12 protein-coding genes and 1 pseudogene are annotated in these 15595 nt (G+C 56.7%); 12 read left to right on the top strand and 1 reads right to left on the bottom strand.

Features of this window, described 5'->3' with window-relative positions; translation table 11 throughout:
* The first annotated feature begins 53 nt into the window (after nucleotides 1-53).
* From RS75_RS12120 to RS75_RS12085, 8 genes and pseudogenes are all read left to right on the top strand, one after another.
* Nucleotides 54-1036: pseudogene (locus tag RS75_RS12120) on the top strand (LysR family transcriptional regulator).
* Nucleotides 1037-1053: 17 nt separating this feature from the next.
* A complete protein-coding gene (locus tag RS75_RS12115) occupies nucleotides 1054-1962 on the top strand; it encodes a LysR family transcriptional regulator (protein WP_045020877.1) in 909 nt (302 codons plus the stop codon).
* Between the two features lie 176 nt (nucleotides 1963-2138).
* Nucleotides 2139-3083 (top strand): ABC transporter permease, encoded by a 945-nt coding sequence (locus tag RS75_RS12110; RefSeq protein WP_045020718.1) that lies wholly within the window; start codon nucleotides 2139-2141, stop codon nucleotides 3081-3083.
* Nucleotides 3080-3898: an ABC transporter permease gene (locus RS75_RS12105; protein WP_045020716.1), complete on the top strand. Its 819-nt coding sequence runs from the start codon at nucleotides 3080-3082 to the stop codon at nucleotides 3896-3898. Before RS75_RS12110 ends, RS75_RS12105 begins: the two co-directional genes overlap by 4 nt.
* Complete coding sequence (locus RS75_RS12100) at nucleotides 3895-5523, top strand: ABC transporter ATP-binding protein (RefSeq protein WP_045020714.1); 1629 nt, start codon at nucleotides 3895-3897, stop codon at nucleotides 5521-5523. The genes RS75_RS12105 and RS75_RS12100 overlap by 4 nt, the downstream gene beginning before the upstream one ends.
* 2 nt (nucleotides 5524-5525) lie before the next feature.
* Nucleotides 5526-6395 (top strand): serine hydrolase, encoded by an 870-nt coding sequence (locus RS75_RS12095; RefSeq protein WP_045020711.1) that lies wholly within the window; start codon nucleotides 5526-5528, stop codon nucleotides 6393-6395.
* 40 nt (nucleotides 6396-6435) lie between these two features.
* Nucleotides 6436-7980 (top strand): ABC transporter substrate-binding protein, encoded by a 1545-nt coding sequence (locus RS75_RS12090; protein WP_045020710.1) that lies wholly within the window; start codon nucleotides 6436-6438, stop codon nucleotides 7978-7980.
* A gap of 116 nt (nucleotides 7981-8096) precedes the next feature.
* Complete coding sequence (locus tag RS75_RS12085) at nucleotides 8097-9539, top strand: M20 family metallopeptidase (protein WP_045020706.1); 1443 nt, start codon at nucleotides 8097-8099, stop codon at nucleotides 9537-9539.
* 43 nt (nucleotides 9540-9582) lie between these two features.
* On the opposite strand, the gene RS75_RS26625 is transcribed toward RS75_RS12085, so the two are convergent.
* A complete protein-coding gene (locus RS75_RS26625) occupies nucleotides 9583-9744 on the bottom strand; it encodes a hypothetical protein (RefSeq protein ID WP_160297182.1) in 162 nt (53 codons plus the stop codon).
* Between the two features lie 209 nt (nucleotides 9745-9953).
* Between RS75_RS26625 and RS75_RS12080 the strand changes: the two genes are divergently transcribed.
* Genes RS75_RS12080 through RS75_RS12065 form a run of 4 tightly spaced genes read left to right on the top strand, consistent with a single transcriptional unit; the run spans nucleotide 9954 to nucleotide 15262 of the window.
* On the top strand, nucleotides 9954-11549 hold the full coding sequence (locus tag RS75_RS12080) for a peptide ABC transporter substrate-binding protein (RefSeq protein WP_045020705.1): 1596 nt from the start codon (nucleotides 9954-9956) through the stop codon (nucleotides 11547-11549).
* A gap of 54 nt (nucleotides 11550-11603) precedes the next feature.
* Nucleotides 11604-12527, top strand: a complete 924-nt coding sequence (gene oppB / locus RS75_RS12075; RefSeq protein ID WP_045020703.1) for an oligopeptide ABC transporter permease OppB — start codon at nucleotides 11604-11606, stop codon at nucleotides 12525-12527.
* Nucleotides 12520-13650, top strand: a complete 1131-nt coding sequence (locus RS75_RS12070) for an ABC transporter permease (RefSeq protein WP_045020701.1) — start codon at nucleotides 12520-12522, stop codon at nucleotides 13648-13650. Before oppB ends, RS75_RS12070 begins: the two co-directional genes overlap by 8 nt.
* A gap of 1 nt (nucleotide 13651) precedes the next feature.
* On the top strand, nucleotides 13652-15262 hold the full coding sequence (locus RS75_RS12065) for an ABC transporter ATP-binding protein (protein ID WP_045020699.1): 1611 nt from the start codon (nucleotides 13652-13654) through the stop codon (nucleotides 15260-15262).
* Nucleotides 15263-15595 lie beyond the last annotated feature (333 nt).

The raw sequence follows: 15595 nt of genomic DNA, 5'->3' as shown, positions 1-15595 counted from the left end.
AAGTCATAGCTCCAGGTTACACATTGGAAGGCCTCGCCAAACTGTGCAATCTTATGCCATTTACGGGTGGTGCTATCCGCTTTCAGGAGAGAGAATGTCGCAGCAAGCCAGCGAGATCACAATCAGCATCAAGCACATCCATGCCTATGATGCGATTGCCGCAACCGGCTCCACGATAGCCGCCGCTGCCGATCTGGGTATTTCCCAGTCGAACGCCAGCCGACTGCTGCACCAGCTTGAGCTTTATCTTGGCGTGAGGCTGTTCGAACGGGACAAGAACAGGCTCTCCATGACGCGTGAAGGCTTGGCGCTTGGCCCGGAAATCAGGGCGATTTCCGATCGGCTGACCGCATTGAAAGTAACGGCACAAGAGCTTGAAAACGGCCGCTCGGTGGAAATTCCATTGCGTCTTGCGTTCCCGGCCAGCCTTTCGGTCACGTTGGTGCCGCGTTTAATCAAACGGTTTCTGACGGAAAACGGGTCGGTTCGGATAGAAGTCGCATCAGATAACTATCTGGCAATCGAACGCATGATTGCCGATGGCCAGGCAGACATCGGCTTCACCCGTCTGCCGTCACCAACGCCGGGGCTGCGCGAGGAATATGTGCTGCCCTCCCGCAATATCTGCGTCATGCATCCGGACCATGTGCTTGCGACGTACAAAACACTGAGTGTCCCCGACCTCAAATCGCATGACCTGATCCTGTTGAACCGGGAGCGGCCGGTACGCCATGAACTGGAAGCGCTTCTCTATAAACAGGGGCTGCGGCAGCGCCCGGCCATAGAGGCGCACTCCGTCGGTTGCGCCTGCGCGCTCGCTGGGGAAGGACTGGGCATCGCAATTGTCAGCGAGCTGCTGGCGCGTGAATATAGCAGAATGCCGCTTGTTTTTGTGCCGTTTGAACCCGCGCTTGTCGTCGAATATGCAATCGTCAGTTCCGGTCGGACGCCGCTGCCGAAATCGGCTGCACCATTCCTGGGATATCTCCGGGAATGGTATGAGACGCAGGATTTTGCTGCACGACAGAACGGATGACAGGGCCATCACAGATGATTAATTTCAGACAGCTGGAAGTTCTGAAAACTCTTCTCGCAACGGGATCAACGATTGCAACTGCCAAAAGCATGGGTCTCAGCCAGTCCGGCGTCAGTCGTCTTTTGCAGCAACTCGAGTCCGGCCTTTCGTTGAGGCTTTTCGACCGCGACAAAGGCCGCCTCATTCCAACGCCGGAAGCCACTATTCTCGCGCGTGATGCGGAAACCATTCTCCTTGGGCTGAATCGTTTCTCCGGTCTGGCGGAGGATTTGCGCAGCGGTGCCGCCGGGCCGGAACTGGTGCGCATCGGTCTTCCCAGCTCCATGTGGGAAAATTTTGCACCCGCCATGCTGCTCGAATATTCAAATGAATATCCAACCGTGCGTATCGAAACTTTTTTTGAGACCACATCCAGCATAGCAAGGCTGGTGGAGCAGAAGGTGATCGATTTCGGATTCCTTCGTTATGAGGATCAGATCGGACCGGGTATCGAAATGGAACGGGTGGCGACCGGATCGAGCGTTTGCGTTATTCCCGAAAACCATCCGCTTGCAGCGTTGAGCGAAATCACGCCAAGGGAACTGCGCGGCGTACCTCTCGTTTTGATCGGTCGCCAGAGGCCTAACCGTATGTTGCTTGATCAGGCTTTCAAGCGTGCGGGCGTAAAACAGAACGTCAAGATCGAAACTCACACCAACAGCTCTGCATGCTCCTACGCTGCGCATGGGCTCGGCATTGCTATCCTGAGTAGCTTTTTTGCCAATCTTTATCGGCATCTGCCAATCGTTCAACGCCCTTTCATTCCCATGTCACGGCAAGAGTTCGGATTGGCGACACCGTCTGGCACATCGTCTTCCCTTGCTGCCAGAGCGCTGATGGACGCACTCAAACGGCAGATCGTCATTTCTCAAAAAGACGAAATCTAACAACGTGTTAAAGAAGATTTTTTGTGCCGGAGCGCCTGGCATCGTCCGCAGTATATGCATAAACCTATGACAGAAACGCATAATATTGCGCAAAAACATCTCATCGCTCATAGTCCTTTCATAAACAGCCGGTGACTTTGCAGATCCGGCCCCGCCAATCGTGTTCAGGGGAACCGATGATCAGATTTATATTCAACCGCCTGCTCATGGCGCTGCCAACCATGGTTATTGTCGCCGTGACGGTGTTCGCGCTCATCCGTTTTATTCCGGGAGATCCTGCCGCGCTGATGCTGGGCGACATGGCCACTCCCGATCAGATCGCCACGATGCATACCGAACTGGGTCTCGATCGCTCAATGCCGGAACAATTTTTTGTCTGGAGCGGCAATGTGCTGACCGGGGACTTCGGGCGTTCCATCGTCAACGACGAGGCCGTCCTGCCGCTCGTCGTATCGCGTTTCATGGTCTCTGCGGAAATCGTCATCATTGCCGTCATTCTTGCCAGCCTTATTGCGGTTCCCGCAGGCGTGATTGCCGCATGGCGCCAGAACAGCATCACCGATCTGGCGCTGGTCGGCGCTGCAACGATCCTCCTGTCCATACCGACCTTCTGGCTCGGTCTGCTGCTGCTTTTGTTCTTTGGTCTGAAGCTCGGCTGGCTGCCGGTACTCGGATACATATCGATCAGCGACAATCTGGCCGGAGGCCTGCTCTATCTGGTTCTGCCGATCATGACACTGGTGATCCATGAGGCGGGTGTTCTGATCCGCATGGCACGCGCTTCGACACTTGAGGTCCTCAGACTGGATTACATTACCCATGCCCGCGCAAAAGGCCTGTCCGAAAGCGCCGTTCTCTGGAAGCACGCCTTCAAGAACGCATTTGGTCCGACCTGGACGATGATTGGCCTTATCCTGGGTAATCTTCTGGGTGGTATCGCTGTCATCGAAACGGTTTTCACCATTCCTGGTCTCGGACGGTTGATGGTCGACAGCATCTTTCAGCGCGACTATCCGGTCATTCAGGGATGCCTGCTGTTCGTCGCCTTCTCCTACGTCGTAGTCAATCTGATCGTCGATCTCCTCTATCCTCTGTTTGATCCGCGCGTGGTGGCAGAATGAAACATTTTACTCTCAATGGCCTGATCGGCGGATTGCTTGTTGCCATTCTTCTCATTGTCGCAGCTGTCAGTCTGTTATGGACACCATTCGATCCGATGAAGCTCAGCTTTACCGCCCGTCTCGCGGCACCAGGGGCACAACATCTGCTCGGTACCGACGAATTCGGCCGGGACGTTGTCAGCCGGCTTATGATCGGTGCACGGGCCAGCGTCTGGATCGGATGCCTGACTGTCGGCTTTGCGACGATCGCCGGTACGGTGATCGGGCTGATCAGCGGTTATTCCCGCGGCTGGATCGACGGCGTCATCATGGCGGTCAACAACGCACTGCTCGCTTTTCCCGGTATCCTGCTTGCACTCGGTCTGCTCGCAGTGTTCGGGGCCAATCAGTATGGCATCATCTTCGCGCTCGGTATTGCCTACACGCCATCCATGGCGCGTGTGGTGCGCGGTGCCGTTCTGTCGCTGCGTGAGCGTGAATTTATCGAAGCCTCCAAGGTGATGGGCAACAGCGAGATTTTTACCATGCTACGGCACATTCTTCCCAATTGTCTGGCGCCGATCACCGTCCTCGCCACATCCATGTTCGGCTGGGCCATCCTGTCTGAAAGTGCCCTGAGTTTCCTTGGGCTCGGCGTTCCGCCACCGGCGCCCACCTGGGGCAATATGCTCGCGGCTGGTCGTCCCTTCATCGAACAAGCCGTCTGGCTGGGTCTTTTCCCCGGTCTCTGCATCGCATTGACGCTGCTCGGCATCAATCTGCTCGGAGATGCTCTGCGCGACAAACTCGATCCCCGCATGAGAGGTTTGAAATGACACAGGAAAAACTTCTCAGCGTGCGTAATCTCTCGCTGGAGATTACCAGCCGCGGCGTCGAAGTCGTGAAGAGGGTCAGCTTCGATCTCGAGCCTGGCGAAATTTTCGGCATCGTCGGCGAAAGCGGCTCGGGCAAATCGCTGGCAACGCGTGCTCTGATTTCATTGCTGCCACCTGCCATTCATAAAACCGGCGGGCAGGTAATTTACAAAGGGCGTGATGTCACATCGATGAGCGAAGCGGATCTGCGCAGGTTACGCGGCGCAGAAATCGGGCTGGTTTTCCAGGAGCCAATGACCTCCCTCAATCCGTCCATGACCATCGGTCGCCAGCTGGAAGAAGGCCTCACCCTTCACACCAGATACACGCCGGCAGAACGTCGTGTCAAAATACTCGCCATGCTCCAGCAAGTCGGCATCCGTGACCCTGAAGCAGCGCTCACATCTTATCCTCATGAGTTTTCCGGCGGCATGCGCCAGAGGATCATGCTGGCCTCGGTCATGCTCCTCAAACCCGCTTTGCTGATTGCCGACGAACCGACCACTGCGCTCGATGCTGTCATCCAGCGCGATGTCATGGAGCTGATGGTGGAGCTGACAAAGGCTGAAGGAACAGCCGTTCTTCTGATCAGTCACGATTTGCCGATGGTGGCCCGCTATACCAGCCGCATCGTGGTGATGGAAAAAGGGTCGATCGTCGAGGCTGGAACCACAGAACAGATCCTCGAGGCACCACAGCATCCCTATACCCGCAAGCTTTTGTCGTCTTTGCCTGTCCGCGGCGCAGTTCGCACAATCAATACCGCAGCTGCACCGATGGTGTCCGCCAGGAACGTAGTGGTCGATTATCCAGGCCGCAGATCGCTGTTGAAGAAAGGTACTGCCAAGCGTGCTTTGCACGGCGTCTCCGTCGATATCCATGAGGGCGAGGTGGTAGCGCTGGTGGGTGGGTCCGGGTCGGGGAAAACCACGCTTGGCCGGACCATCGCCGGGCTGGTCAGCGAAACGGAAGGAGACATCCTGTTTCAAGGCCGCAAGCGCGATGCTGACTGGCGGGATTACCGCCTCAATTGCCAGATGGTGTTTCAGGATCCCTATTCTTCGCTCGATCCGCGCATGACAATTCTCGCGCTTGTAGAGGAAGCATTACGGCTCGTGCCGGGTATCGATCGCACCGCCAAGAAAAAGCGCGCCTATGAAACGCTGGAGGAAGTTGGTCTCGGTGCGGAATATGCCCTGCGTTATCCTCACGAACTTTCTGGCGGTCAGCGCCAGCGCGTGGCGATTGCCCGTGCCATTGCGCGCAGACCGCGTTTCCTGATCGCCGACGAACCTGTGTCCGCACTCGACGTGACCGTGCGTGCGCAGGTGCTGACGCTCTTTTCAGATCTGCAAAAGCGCTACGGCTTTTCCTGCCTGTTCATCAGCCATGATCTCGGTGTGGTCGAACAGGTGGCGGACCGCGTCGTCGTAATGCAGGACGGACGCATCATCGAAGAAGGTGATCGCGACACAATCTTTGACATGCCCAAAGAGGCCTACACGCGACGCCTGCTTTCGGCCATTCCCGCACTCGATCTGAACGAGACCGGCGGCGTCCAGCTAAAATGGCGTCTGGAGAACTGAACATGACAAACACCAATGCGATTCAAAAGACTTCCGGCAATGTGCAGGAACGCCTCAACGCCATCTGTGACGCGCAGAATTTTGTCACTCGCTTCAGCATCCGCAACCTGCTGACAGGCGAGAGTTTCGACAGACGCGCAGATGAGGAAACACCTTCAGCCAGCACCCGCAAGACATCGATCATGATGGCGGCGCTGAAAGCCGTCCATGAGGGCAGACTCGATCTCGATGAGCCGATCACCTACGAGGCACGCTTTGCCGAAGAGGTGGCCAGCGGCATGCTTCGCCACATGACGCCCGGCCTGGTTATCTCCCTGCGCGACGCCATCACCGGCATGATGGTGTTGAGCGACAATGTCTGCACCAAAATGGTGTTCGAACGGCTGACTCTGGAAGAGGTCGACAGCTATTGCAAGTCTATTGGCATGAGCGGCACGCATCACCGCTTTCTCATTCCGCCACTGGCTTTGTCGCCCGATCATGCGCTGAAGTCCGTTACGACGACGACAGCGCGTGACCAGCTGTTTCTGCTCCAGACCATCCTCGATGCGCAGACATCGCCGCAAGCCGCCGCCAAACTGGGCTCTTCGCAGGAGCTATGCGCCTACGCGCTCCAGACGCTGAAGAACCAGATCCTGCGTTACGCCATTCCGTCACGGCTTCCATTCGGCACCGTGGTCGCCCACAAGGGCGGCACCGGAAAACGCGGGCGCATGAATGCGGGCATCGTCTATCGCGATGGTTCGCCGTTCTACATCATCACAGCTTTTACCGATCAGGTGCCGCAGGAAATGCCGGATGGCACGCCGGGCTACACCCTGTCGCTCGAAACCATCGGCAGGCTGTCCCGCGTCTGCTGGGACGCATTTTAAGCCTGAGAACAACCATAGACGCCAACAAAAAGAGGGTAACATGAAAAGCATTCTTCTCGCCGGTACGATCCTGATGTCGCTGACCGGCGTTTCAGCCGCACGTGACATCGTCATTGCCCAAAGCTCCGATCTGCGCAGCAACAATCCCGGCGTAAACCGCGACGGCAATACTGATGGCGTCATTCTGCACATCGTCGAAGGCCTTGTCGGCTATGCCAACAACGGCGAGGTCAAACCTCTGCTGGCGCAGTCGGTCAACATGTCCGGCGATGGCCTGACCTATACGTTCAAGCTGCGCCCGGACGTAAAATTCCACAATGGCAAGATACTGACAGCCGAAGACGTGGTGTGGAATTGGAACCGTTATATGGATCCGGTGACAAAATGGACCTGCATCAAGGACTTTGACGGTAGCGGCACCGTGAAGGTCACGGGCATTGAGGCAGTCGATGCACAGACCATGACGATGACGCTTGAAAAGCCGTCAGCCGTTTTCCTCGGTCTGATGTCGCGGCCGGAATGCGGCTACACAGGCATCATTTCACCAGACTCGGTTGGTGCCGACGGCTCGTTCGACAAACCGATCGGCACCGGCCCGTTCAAGTGGGACCAGTGGAAAAAGGGCGAATATATTCACCTTACGAAATTCGACGGCTACGTTTCACCCCCCAATAGCGGCGAGCCGGACGGCATGGTCGGTTCGAAGCGGCCATTGGTCGATGGCATCAAGTTCATGGTCATTCCGGACGCCTCGACGGTGAAGGCCGGGCTGCAGTCCGGTGTGCTGGATACGGCGGAAATTTCTCCCGACCTGATCCCCGAATTCGAAAAGAGCGAGAGAGCCAAGGTCATCGTCTCCCAGAACAACGGCAAGAACCTGTTCTACATTCAGACGCGCGATCCGATCATGAGCAAGCCCGGCGTTCGCCGCGCCATTGCCATGGCACTTGATCTGGATGAACTGGTTGCCGCTGCATCCAACGGCACCGGCAAGGCAAACGGTTCCATGGTCGCCTCCGATTCCGTCTACTTCAGCGAAACGCAGAAGACGCGCCTGCCCTATGATCTTGAAGCAGCCAAGAAAGAACTGGCGGATTCGGGCTACAAGGGTGAGCCAATCAGCATCATCGCCAATAAGCGCGGCAACGTCCCCAGTTTCCCGGCAGCCGTTATCGCGCAGGCCATGCTTCAGCAGATCGGTCTCAACGTGCAGATCGAAGTGCTGGACTACGCCACACAGGTGGATCGTCGCCGTTCAGGCAACTACCAGATAATCTCGCAATCTGTCGCACCACGTCTCGATCCGGCTTTGATGTACAGCTTCTATGTCGGCGACAAGGACAAGAATGCATCGCTGATGTGGGACAACCCCAAGGCAATCGCATTGATGAAGGCGGCCTACGCCGAAATCGACACGGCGAAACGCCAGGCCATCTTTGACGAGTTCCACACGCTGATGCTCGATGAGATGCCAGGGATTTTCCTCTATGACATGATCGATGTCTGGGGTGCGACGAAAGCCCTGAAGGGCCAACCCGTCTGGCAGTCAAACGCCCGTCTTTGGGAAGTTTCCCTCGATAAGTAAGACGTGATGATCGCCCGGTGCCGCGATGAACCGCGGCGCCGGCTGAACCTGCAGCATGGCTGCTCCGCTCTGCAAACCTGATGCAGAACTTCCCAGCATTTCCCCGAGGATAAAAAATGCCCGACACTGCCGCCCTCCGCTCGCTTATTGAGATCATTGACGCGATGGCGCCCGATTTCACCGATCTCAGTGACAGGATCTGGGAGTTCGCGGAACTGAAATTTCAGGAAGTTCGATCATCGGATCTGCTCGTTGAAACGCTGAAACAGAATGGATTTTCCGTTCGACGAGATATTGCGGGGATGAAGACGGCATTCATCGGCGAGTATGGTCGCGGCAAACCGGTCATCGCATTTCTTGGCGAATACGACGCGCTGGCGGGCATGAGCCAGCGCTCGGGCGTGGATCGGCCAATGGCCATGGAGCCGGACGGAAGCGGCCACGGCTGCGGCCATAATCTTCTCGGCAGCGGTTCACTGCTGGCGGCAATTTCGCTGGCAAAACACCTGGAAGCCAATGACCTCCCCGGAACCGTGCGTTACTACGGCTGCCCCGGCGAGGAAGGCGGCTCCGGCAAGACATTCATGGTGCGCGCCGGCGTGTTTGCCGATGTGGATGCGGCACTGACCTGGCATCCTGCACCGTTTAACGGTGTCCGTTCGACCAACAATCTCGCCGTTCTGGAATATTATTACCGCTTCAAGGGCGTTGCGGCCCATGCAGCAAATGCCGCACATCTCGGCCGCTCAGCGCTGGACGCGGTCGAGCTGATGAATGTAGGCGTCAATTTTCTGCGCGAGCACATGCCGCAGGACTGCCGTGTCCACTACGCCATTACCGATGCCGGTGGACGTGCGGCCAATGTCGTACAGGCAAAGGCCGAAGTCCTCTATCTCGTGCGGGCACCGGAAATGTCCCAGGCATTGGCACTGGCAGAGCGTGTCGATCAGGTTGCGCGAGGCGCGGCCATGATGACCGGAACGGACGTCGAGATCATTTTTGACACGGCGGCCACCAATCTGCTGCCCAATCTGACGCTGGAAAATGCAATTCACAACAATCTGGTCTCAATTGGCCCCGTGCCATTTGATGACGCTGATATGGACTTCGCCCGCAAGATACAGGCGACCTTTACCGACGAAGCGATCAAAAGCAGCGTCCGCCTTTATCAAATCAAGAAGGACGTTTTCTCAAACGAGAAGATTGATGGCTCGACACCACTGCATCTCGGCCTACGCGACTTCGAAGGACAGTCGCATTTCCGTGCAGGCTCAACCGACGTCGGCGACGTAAGCCGGGTCACCCCAACGGCACAATGCTGGGCGCCGGCTTGGGCGATAGGTACCAATCCCCATACATGGCAGGTGGTGGCACAAGGACGCAGCACCGGCGCTCACAAGGCGATGATCCACGCGGCAAAAGCGCTGGCAGCAACCGGACTTGACCTTGTAACCTCCCCCCAATTGTTAGCGCATGCTAAAGCGGAATGGGTGGAAAAAATACAGGAAGAGCCATATGTCTGCCCGATACCGGATCATATCTCACCCGCTGCCCAATAATTATCGATGTCGGAGAACATCAGCTGGATTTCGGGATGCGTGCTCAGAATATCAACACCAGGGTCGTGGTTCCGGCCTCCTGACCGCCGCCGAACATTTCATCGAGTTCGGCGACGCCGGACTTGCTCCTCAATTGCCGCTTCGATGGCTTTTCGGGCTGCATGCAATTGCGGGCGCTGCTGGGTCGTAGATAGGCCTGAGACAAGAACGCTCCAGATTAGCGATGTCACCGACATAATCGACACGCTCTTTTCCGACATAAACGGGGCTGACGCCGCCTTGCCACTTTCGCGATTGCACCCGTGCGCATGAACCGGACTGCGGTTTCCGCATCAACTCACAATTTATTGTGGTTGCCCTTCGCAGCAATATGGCCTTGTCTGTAGACTCACACTCTTCACGGGAGGGAAAACGATGTCGATAAAAACAACAACTCGCGCCACTCTGCTGGTAGGATCGCTTCTGATTGGCGCCAGTTCTGCACTTGCAGAAACAGTTCTTCACCGCGGCAATTCCGGAGAGCCGCAGACGCTCGATCAGGCACAGACCTCGATCAACATCGAAGCCTTTATCCTGAAAGACCTTTATGAAGGTCTCACCATTTACGATGCTGCCGGCAAGATCGTTCCCGGTACGGCGGAAAGCTGGACCCTGTCTGAGGATGGCACCGTCTACACGTTCAAGCTGCGTGCAGACGCGAAGTGGTCGGACGGCACTCCGGTAGTGGCTGGAGATTTTGTTTTCTCCTACCAGCGCGTCGAAGACCCAAAGACCGCAGCAAAATATGCGAATATTCTTTACCCGATCAAGAATGCCGAAAAGATAAACAAGGGCGAAACTTCGGTTGAGCAGCTTGGCGTGAAGGCGGTGGACGACAAAACCCTTGAGATCACGCTTGAGCGCCCGACACCTTTCTTCCTTGAGCTCCTTGCACATCAGACGGCTCTGCCAGTCTCGAAGGCAAGCTTTGAGAAGAACGGCACCAACTTCGTAAAGCCGGGTGTCATGGTCTCGAACGGAGCTTACAAGCTCGAAGCGCATGTTCCCAATGACAGCCTGACGGTCGTCAAGAACACCAGTTTCTGGGACGCGCCGAACACCAAAATCGACAAGGTCATCTTCTACCCGATCGACGACCAGGCCGCATCCGTTCGTCGTTTCGAAGCAAAGGAAATGGATCTCGCCTACAACTTTTCTGCGGATCAGATCGACCGTCTGCGCAAGACCTATGGCGAACAGGTTCACGTATCGCCGACGCTCGCAACCTACTACTATACTTTCGACACGCGCGAAGCGCCGTATAACGACGTCCGCGTTCGTCAAGCCCTGTCCATGGCAGTCGACCGCGATTTCCTCGCCAAGGAAATCTACAGCGGTTCACAGGTTCCCGCCTACTCCATGGTTCCTCCGGGCATGGACTCCTACGGCGAGCCTGCAAAAGCCGATTTTGCGACGCTGTCGCAACTCGATCGTGAAGACGAAGCCGTCAAACTCATGAAGGAGGCCGGTTACGGCGAGGGCGGCAAGCCGCTTTCCGTCGAGATTCGCTACAACACAAACCCGAACCATGAGCGCGTTGCCACCGCCATTGCGGATATGTGGAAGAATACCTTTGGCGCCAATGTGTCGCTGGTGAACCTGGACGTCGCCTCGCATTATGGCTACCTCCAGGAAGGCGGCAAATTCAACGTGGCGCGTGCCGGGTGGGTTGCCGATTATGCGGATGCGGAAAACTTCCTCGCCCTTTCGGTATCCTCCAACAAGACCTTCAACTACTCGAAATTCAATAACGCCGAATATGATGCGCTGATGCAGAAATCCTATGCCGAACAGGATCCTGCCTCTCGCTCCAAGCTGCTGCATGAGGCAGAAACCATCCTCATGAAAGAACAGCCGGTTGCGCCGCTTCTGACGCAGGCAGACCTGTGGCTGGTTTCCAACCGCGTGAAAGGTTGGGAAGACAATGCTGCTAACGAACACCTCAGCCGCTTCCTGAGCGTTTCCGAATAAGCAGTGCTGGCACGGTGGCCGAAACCACCGTGCCATGCCGGAGCCCGAAAAACCATGATTTCATTTATCCTGCGCCGTCTGGCGAGCGCCGTACCGACATTGTTTATCGTCGTCACGATTTCTTTTTTCCTGATGCGTTTCGCACCGGGCGGTCCGTTCAACCTCGAACGCCCCTTGCCTCCCCAGACCATGGAAAACCTGATGAGAACCTATCATCTGGATGAGCCATTGTGGCGCCAGTATCTCATCTATCTCGGCAATGCCGTCACCGGCGATTTCGGCCCGAGCTACATTTACAAGGACAACACCGTCGCCCAGTTGATCGGCAAGGGTCTGCCTTATTCGCTGGAGCTTGGTTGTTACGCTCTTTTGCTGGCGCTGGTCGGCGGCATTCTTGCCGGCACCTTTGCCGCGCTGAGGCAGAACAGCGCCTTCGATTTCTCAATCATGTCCATCTCGACCATCGGTATTACCGTGCCGAACTTCGTTGTCGCACCTGTCCTCACGCTTATCTTCGCTGTGTTGCTTGGACTTCTGCCCGCAGGTAGCTGGGGTGATGGATCGCTACGATATCTCATTCTTCCGATGATCGCGCTCGCTCTGCCGCAGCTTGCGGTCATCGCACGTCTGACGCGTGGTGCGATGATCGAGGCTCTGCGCATGGATCATATCCGCACCGCCAGGGCCTACGGCCTCCCGGCTCGCAGCGTCGTGGTGTTTCACGCGATGCGGGCGGCGATGCTGCCCGTCGTTTCCTATCTGGCGCCTTGCGCCGCAGCGCTGCTGACGGGGTCTGCGGTCATCGAGACGATCTTTACCATTCCGGGGGTCGGCCGCTACTTCGTTCTTGGCGCCATCAACCGTGACTACACGCTGGTCATGGGAACCGTCGTTCTCATCGCCATTTTCGTCATCCTGTTCAATCTCGTGGTCGATATTCTCTACGGCCTGCTCGATCCGAGGGTCAGACATGACTGATATCTCCGGCAATATCGCCCCTCAACCGTCGGTGAAAAGCCGAAGCCTGTTCCAGCTTGCCGCCCTGCGTTTCAGACGAAACAAGGCCGCCATGGCTGGCTCCATCATGCTCGTGCTGATCACACTTTTCTCGTTTATCGGCCCGCATTTCCTTCCACACACCTATGATCAGGTGTTTTCGTCCTATGTCTCCGTCGCGCCAAGCCTCGAGCCACGCCCGGACGTAAACAACCTTCAGGACGTCATGGAAGGTGTGGCAGGCCGTGCACGCGTCGAACTGAAGGAATTTTCCGTCGAAGGGCAGACCTTCACGGCAACGGTTACCTCCAGCGGCCCGATTGACCCGCGTACGACACGCTATTTCGACCGCGCCAACGAATTCGAAAACACGAAGGTCGTTGCAACGGAAGATGATGGACGAACGCTGAAGCTGGAAGGCGATGTAAATCGCGAGTACTTCTTCTTCGGCACGGATTCCAACGGTCGCGATATGCTGGCTCGTGTAATGCTGGGCGGTCAGATCTCCATTGCCGTCGGCGTTCTCGCCAGTCTCGTTTCGCTCGGCATCGGCGTTCTTTACGGCGCAACCGCAGGATACATCGGGGGGCGTGTCGACAATATGATGATGCGTTTCGTCGAAATCCTCTATTCGCTGCCCTTCGTCTTCCTGGTCGTGGTTCTGGTGGTTTTCTTCGGGCGTAGCTTCATCCTGATCTTCCTCGTCATTGGCGCGGTGGAATGGCTGGATATGGCGCGTATCGTGCGTGGCCAGACGCTTGCCCTGAAACGGCGGGAATTTGTGGGGGCAGCCCAGGCTTTGGGTTTGAGCGACTGGCAGATCATCCGCCGTCACATCATCCCCAACACCATCGGTCCTGTGGTCGTCTTCGTGACGGTCGTCGTACCGAAGGTCATTCTTCTGGAAAGCTTTCTCTCCTTCCTGGGTCTCGGCGTTCAGGCGCCACTCACCAGCTGGGGTGCGCTCATTTCCGAAGGCGCCAACAATATTCAGTCGGCCCCTTGGCTGCTGATATTCCCGGCAATCTTCTTCGTGCTGACGCTTTTTTCGCTGAATTTCGTAGGCGATGGGTTGCGCGACGCACTCGATCCCAAGGATCGTTGACATGAACACGACATCTGAAAACATTCTCACCGTCCGCAGTCTCAAGGTCGATTTCACCACGCCAGACGGCACGGTCAGCGCCGTCAAAGGCATCGATCTCCACGTCAGGCAGGGAGAAACACTTGCTGTCGTTGGAGAATCCGGCTCCGGCAAAAGCCAGACCATGATGGGCATCATGGGCCTCTTGGCTTCCAACGGTGTCATCCAGGGTTCGGCTCAATATCGTGGACGCGAATTGATAGGCCTGCCGGTCAAAGAGCTGAACAATATCCGGGGCGCGAAAATCACCATGATTTTCCAGGAGCCGATGACCTCGCTCGATCCTCTCTACAGGATCGGCGCGCAGATCGCCGAACCAATCCTCCATCACCGGGGAGGAAGCAGGAAGCAAGCGAGGGCACGCGTTCTCGAACTTCTGAAGCTTGTCGGTATACCCGACCCGGAACGGCGGATCGACAGCTACCCACATGAGCTTTCCGGCGGCCAGCGCCAGCGCGTCATGATCGCCATGGCGCTGGCAAACGAGCCGGATATTCTGATCGCGGATGAGCCAACCACCGCGCTCGATGTGACAATCCAGGCGCAGATCCTCGATCTTCTGAAGTCGTTGCAGCAGCGCTTCGGCATGGCCGTGGTGCTGATCACGCACGATCTCGGTGTGGTCAGGCATTTTGCTGATCGTGTTGCGGTTATGCGCCGCGGCGAAATCGTTGAATCCGGTGCGACGGAAGACATCTTCGAGCGCCCGCAGGCGGACTATACGAGGATGCTTCTCGATGCCGAACCCAGCGGGCGCAAGCTGCCTGTCGGTGAAGAGGCACCGGTTGTTCTCTCCGGCCAGGACGTGACGATTGATTATGTGATACCGGGCGGCTTCCTGTCGAAGTCGCGGGAGTTCCGGGCCGTGGACAGCGTAAGTGTCAATCTTCATCAAGGGCAGACCATCGGCATCGTGGGTGAATCCGGATCGGGCAAGTCCACGCTTGGCCGCGCGCTTCTGCGTCTTATCTCTGCGAAGGGCCGCATTTTCTTCGGCAAGACGGAAATCAGCGGACTTGGCAGGAAGGCAATGAGGCCATTGCGACGACAGTTGCAGCTTGTCTTCCAGGATCCCTATGGTTCGCTTTCGCCAAGACAGACTGTCGGGGAGATTATCACTGAGGGTCTCTTTGTACACGAGCCACAGCTCAGCCGCGCGGAGAGAGACAAGCGGGCAATCGAAGCACTGAAAGAAGTCGGTCTCGATCCCGCCGCCCGCAACCGTTACCCGCACGAGTTTTCAGGCGGGCAACGCCAGCGTATCGCAATCGCCCGCGCGATCATCCTCAAGCCGGACGTCGTCATTCTCGACGAACCTACATCTGCGCTGGACCGATCCATTCAAGGACAGGTTATCGACCTGCTGCGTAATCTGCAGAAAACGCACGGCCTTTCCTACATTTTCATCAGCCATGATCTCTCTGTCATCAAGGCCATTTCGGATTACGTCATCGTAATGAGAAACGGGAAGATTGAAGAGGAAGGAGAAACGGATGCGATATTCAACCGGCCGGCGGCTGAATATACGAAAACACTGATCAAATCTGCGTTTTCGGCGGAGGTAGTACCGTAGAGTATAGCCGGGCCGTGCCAGGCGAATCCGGGCCAGAATTTCCTCAGCCCACCAGTATTTCTACCATGCTATCGATGCAGATTGGGTCTGCCAGCCAGGACCGAGCCCTCGCATGCAGGCTCTCCGAGTTTGCTGACCAGCGCACCCGTTTCTAAAGCGACCAGTTTTCCTGCTGCGAGATCGTAGTAGCTCAAGCCGTCCTCAAAGTGTGCACCGGCAGTGGCGCTGGCGATACGGCTCGGACATTATTTGTAGACATAAATTCCAATGTCGCAGCGTAGAGCCATCGACCTGAAATCGTTAAGCGCCACCAACGAAATCTTTCATGTATTT

The organism is Rhizobium nepotum 39/7, from assembly GCF_000949865.1.
GTDB classification, from domain to species: Bacteria; Pseudomonadota; Alphaproteobacteria; order Rhizobiales; family Rhizobiaceae; genus Agrobacterium; species Agrobacterium nepotum.
Note: the sequence above shows the minus strand (reverse complement) of the source record. Positions and strands in the feature narration are given on the sequence as shown.

Coding starts and splice junctions, on each gene's coding strand:
- RS75_RS12110 (WP_045020718.1), top strand. CDS start 2,139: ATGATCAGATTTATATTCAACCGCCTGCTCATGGCGCTGCCAACCATG.
- RS75_RS12105 (WP_045020716.1), top strand. CDS start 3,080: ATGAAACATTTTACTCTCAATGGCCTGATCGGCGGATTGCTTGTTGCC.
- RS75_RS12100 (WP_045020714.1), top strand. CDS start 3,895: ATGACACAGGAAAAACTTCTCAGCGTGCGTAATCTCTCGCTGGAGATT.
- RS75_RS12095 (WP_045020711.1), top strand. CDS start 5,526: ATGACAAACACCAATGCGATTCAAAAGACTTCCGGCAATGTGCAGGAA.
- RS75_RS12090 (WP_045020710.1), top strand. CDS start 6,436: ATGAAAAGCATTCTTCTCGCCGGTACGATCCTGATGTCGCTGACCGGC.
- RS75_RS12085 (WP_045020706.1), top strand. CDS start 8,097: ATGCCCGACACTGCCGCCCTCCGCTCGCTTATTGAGATCATTGACGCG.
- RS75_RS12080 (WP_045020705.1), top strand. CDS start 9,954: ATGTCGATAAAAACAACAACTCGCGCCACTCTGCTGGTAGGATCGCTT.
- oppB (WP_045020703.1), top strand. CDS start 11,604: ATGATTTCATTTATCCTGCGCCGTCTGGCGAGCGCCGTACCGACATTG.
- RS75_RS12070 (WP_045020701.1), top strand. CDS start 12,520: ATGACTGATATCTCCGGCAATATCGCCCCTCAACCGTCGGTGAAAAGC.
- RS75_RS12065 (WP_045020699.1), top strand. CDS start 13,652: ATGAACACGACATCTGAAAACATTCTCACCGTCCGCAGTCTCAAGGTC.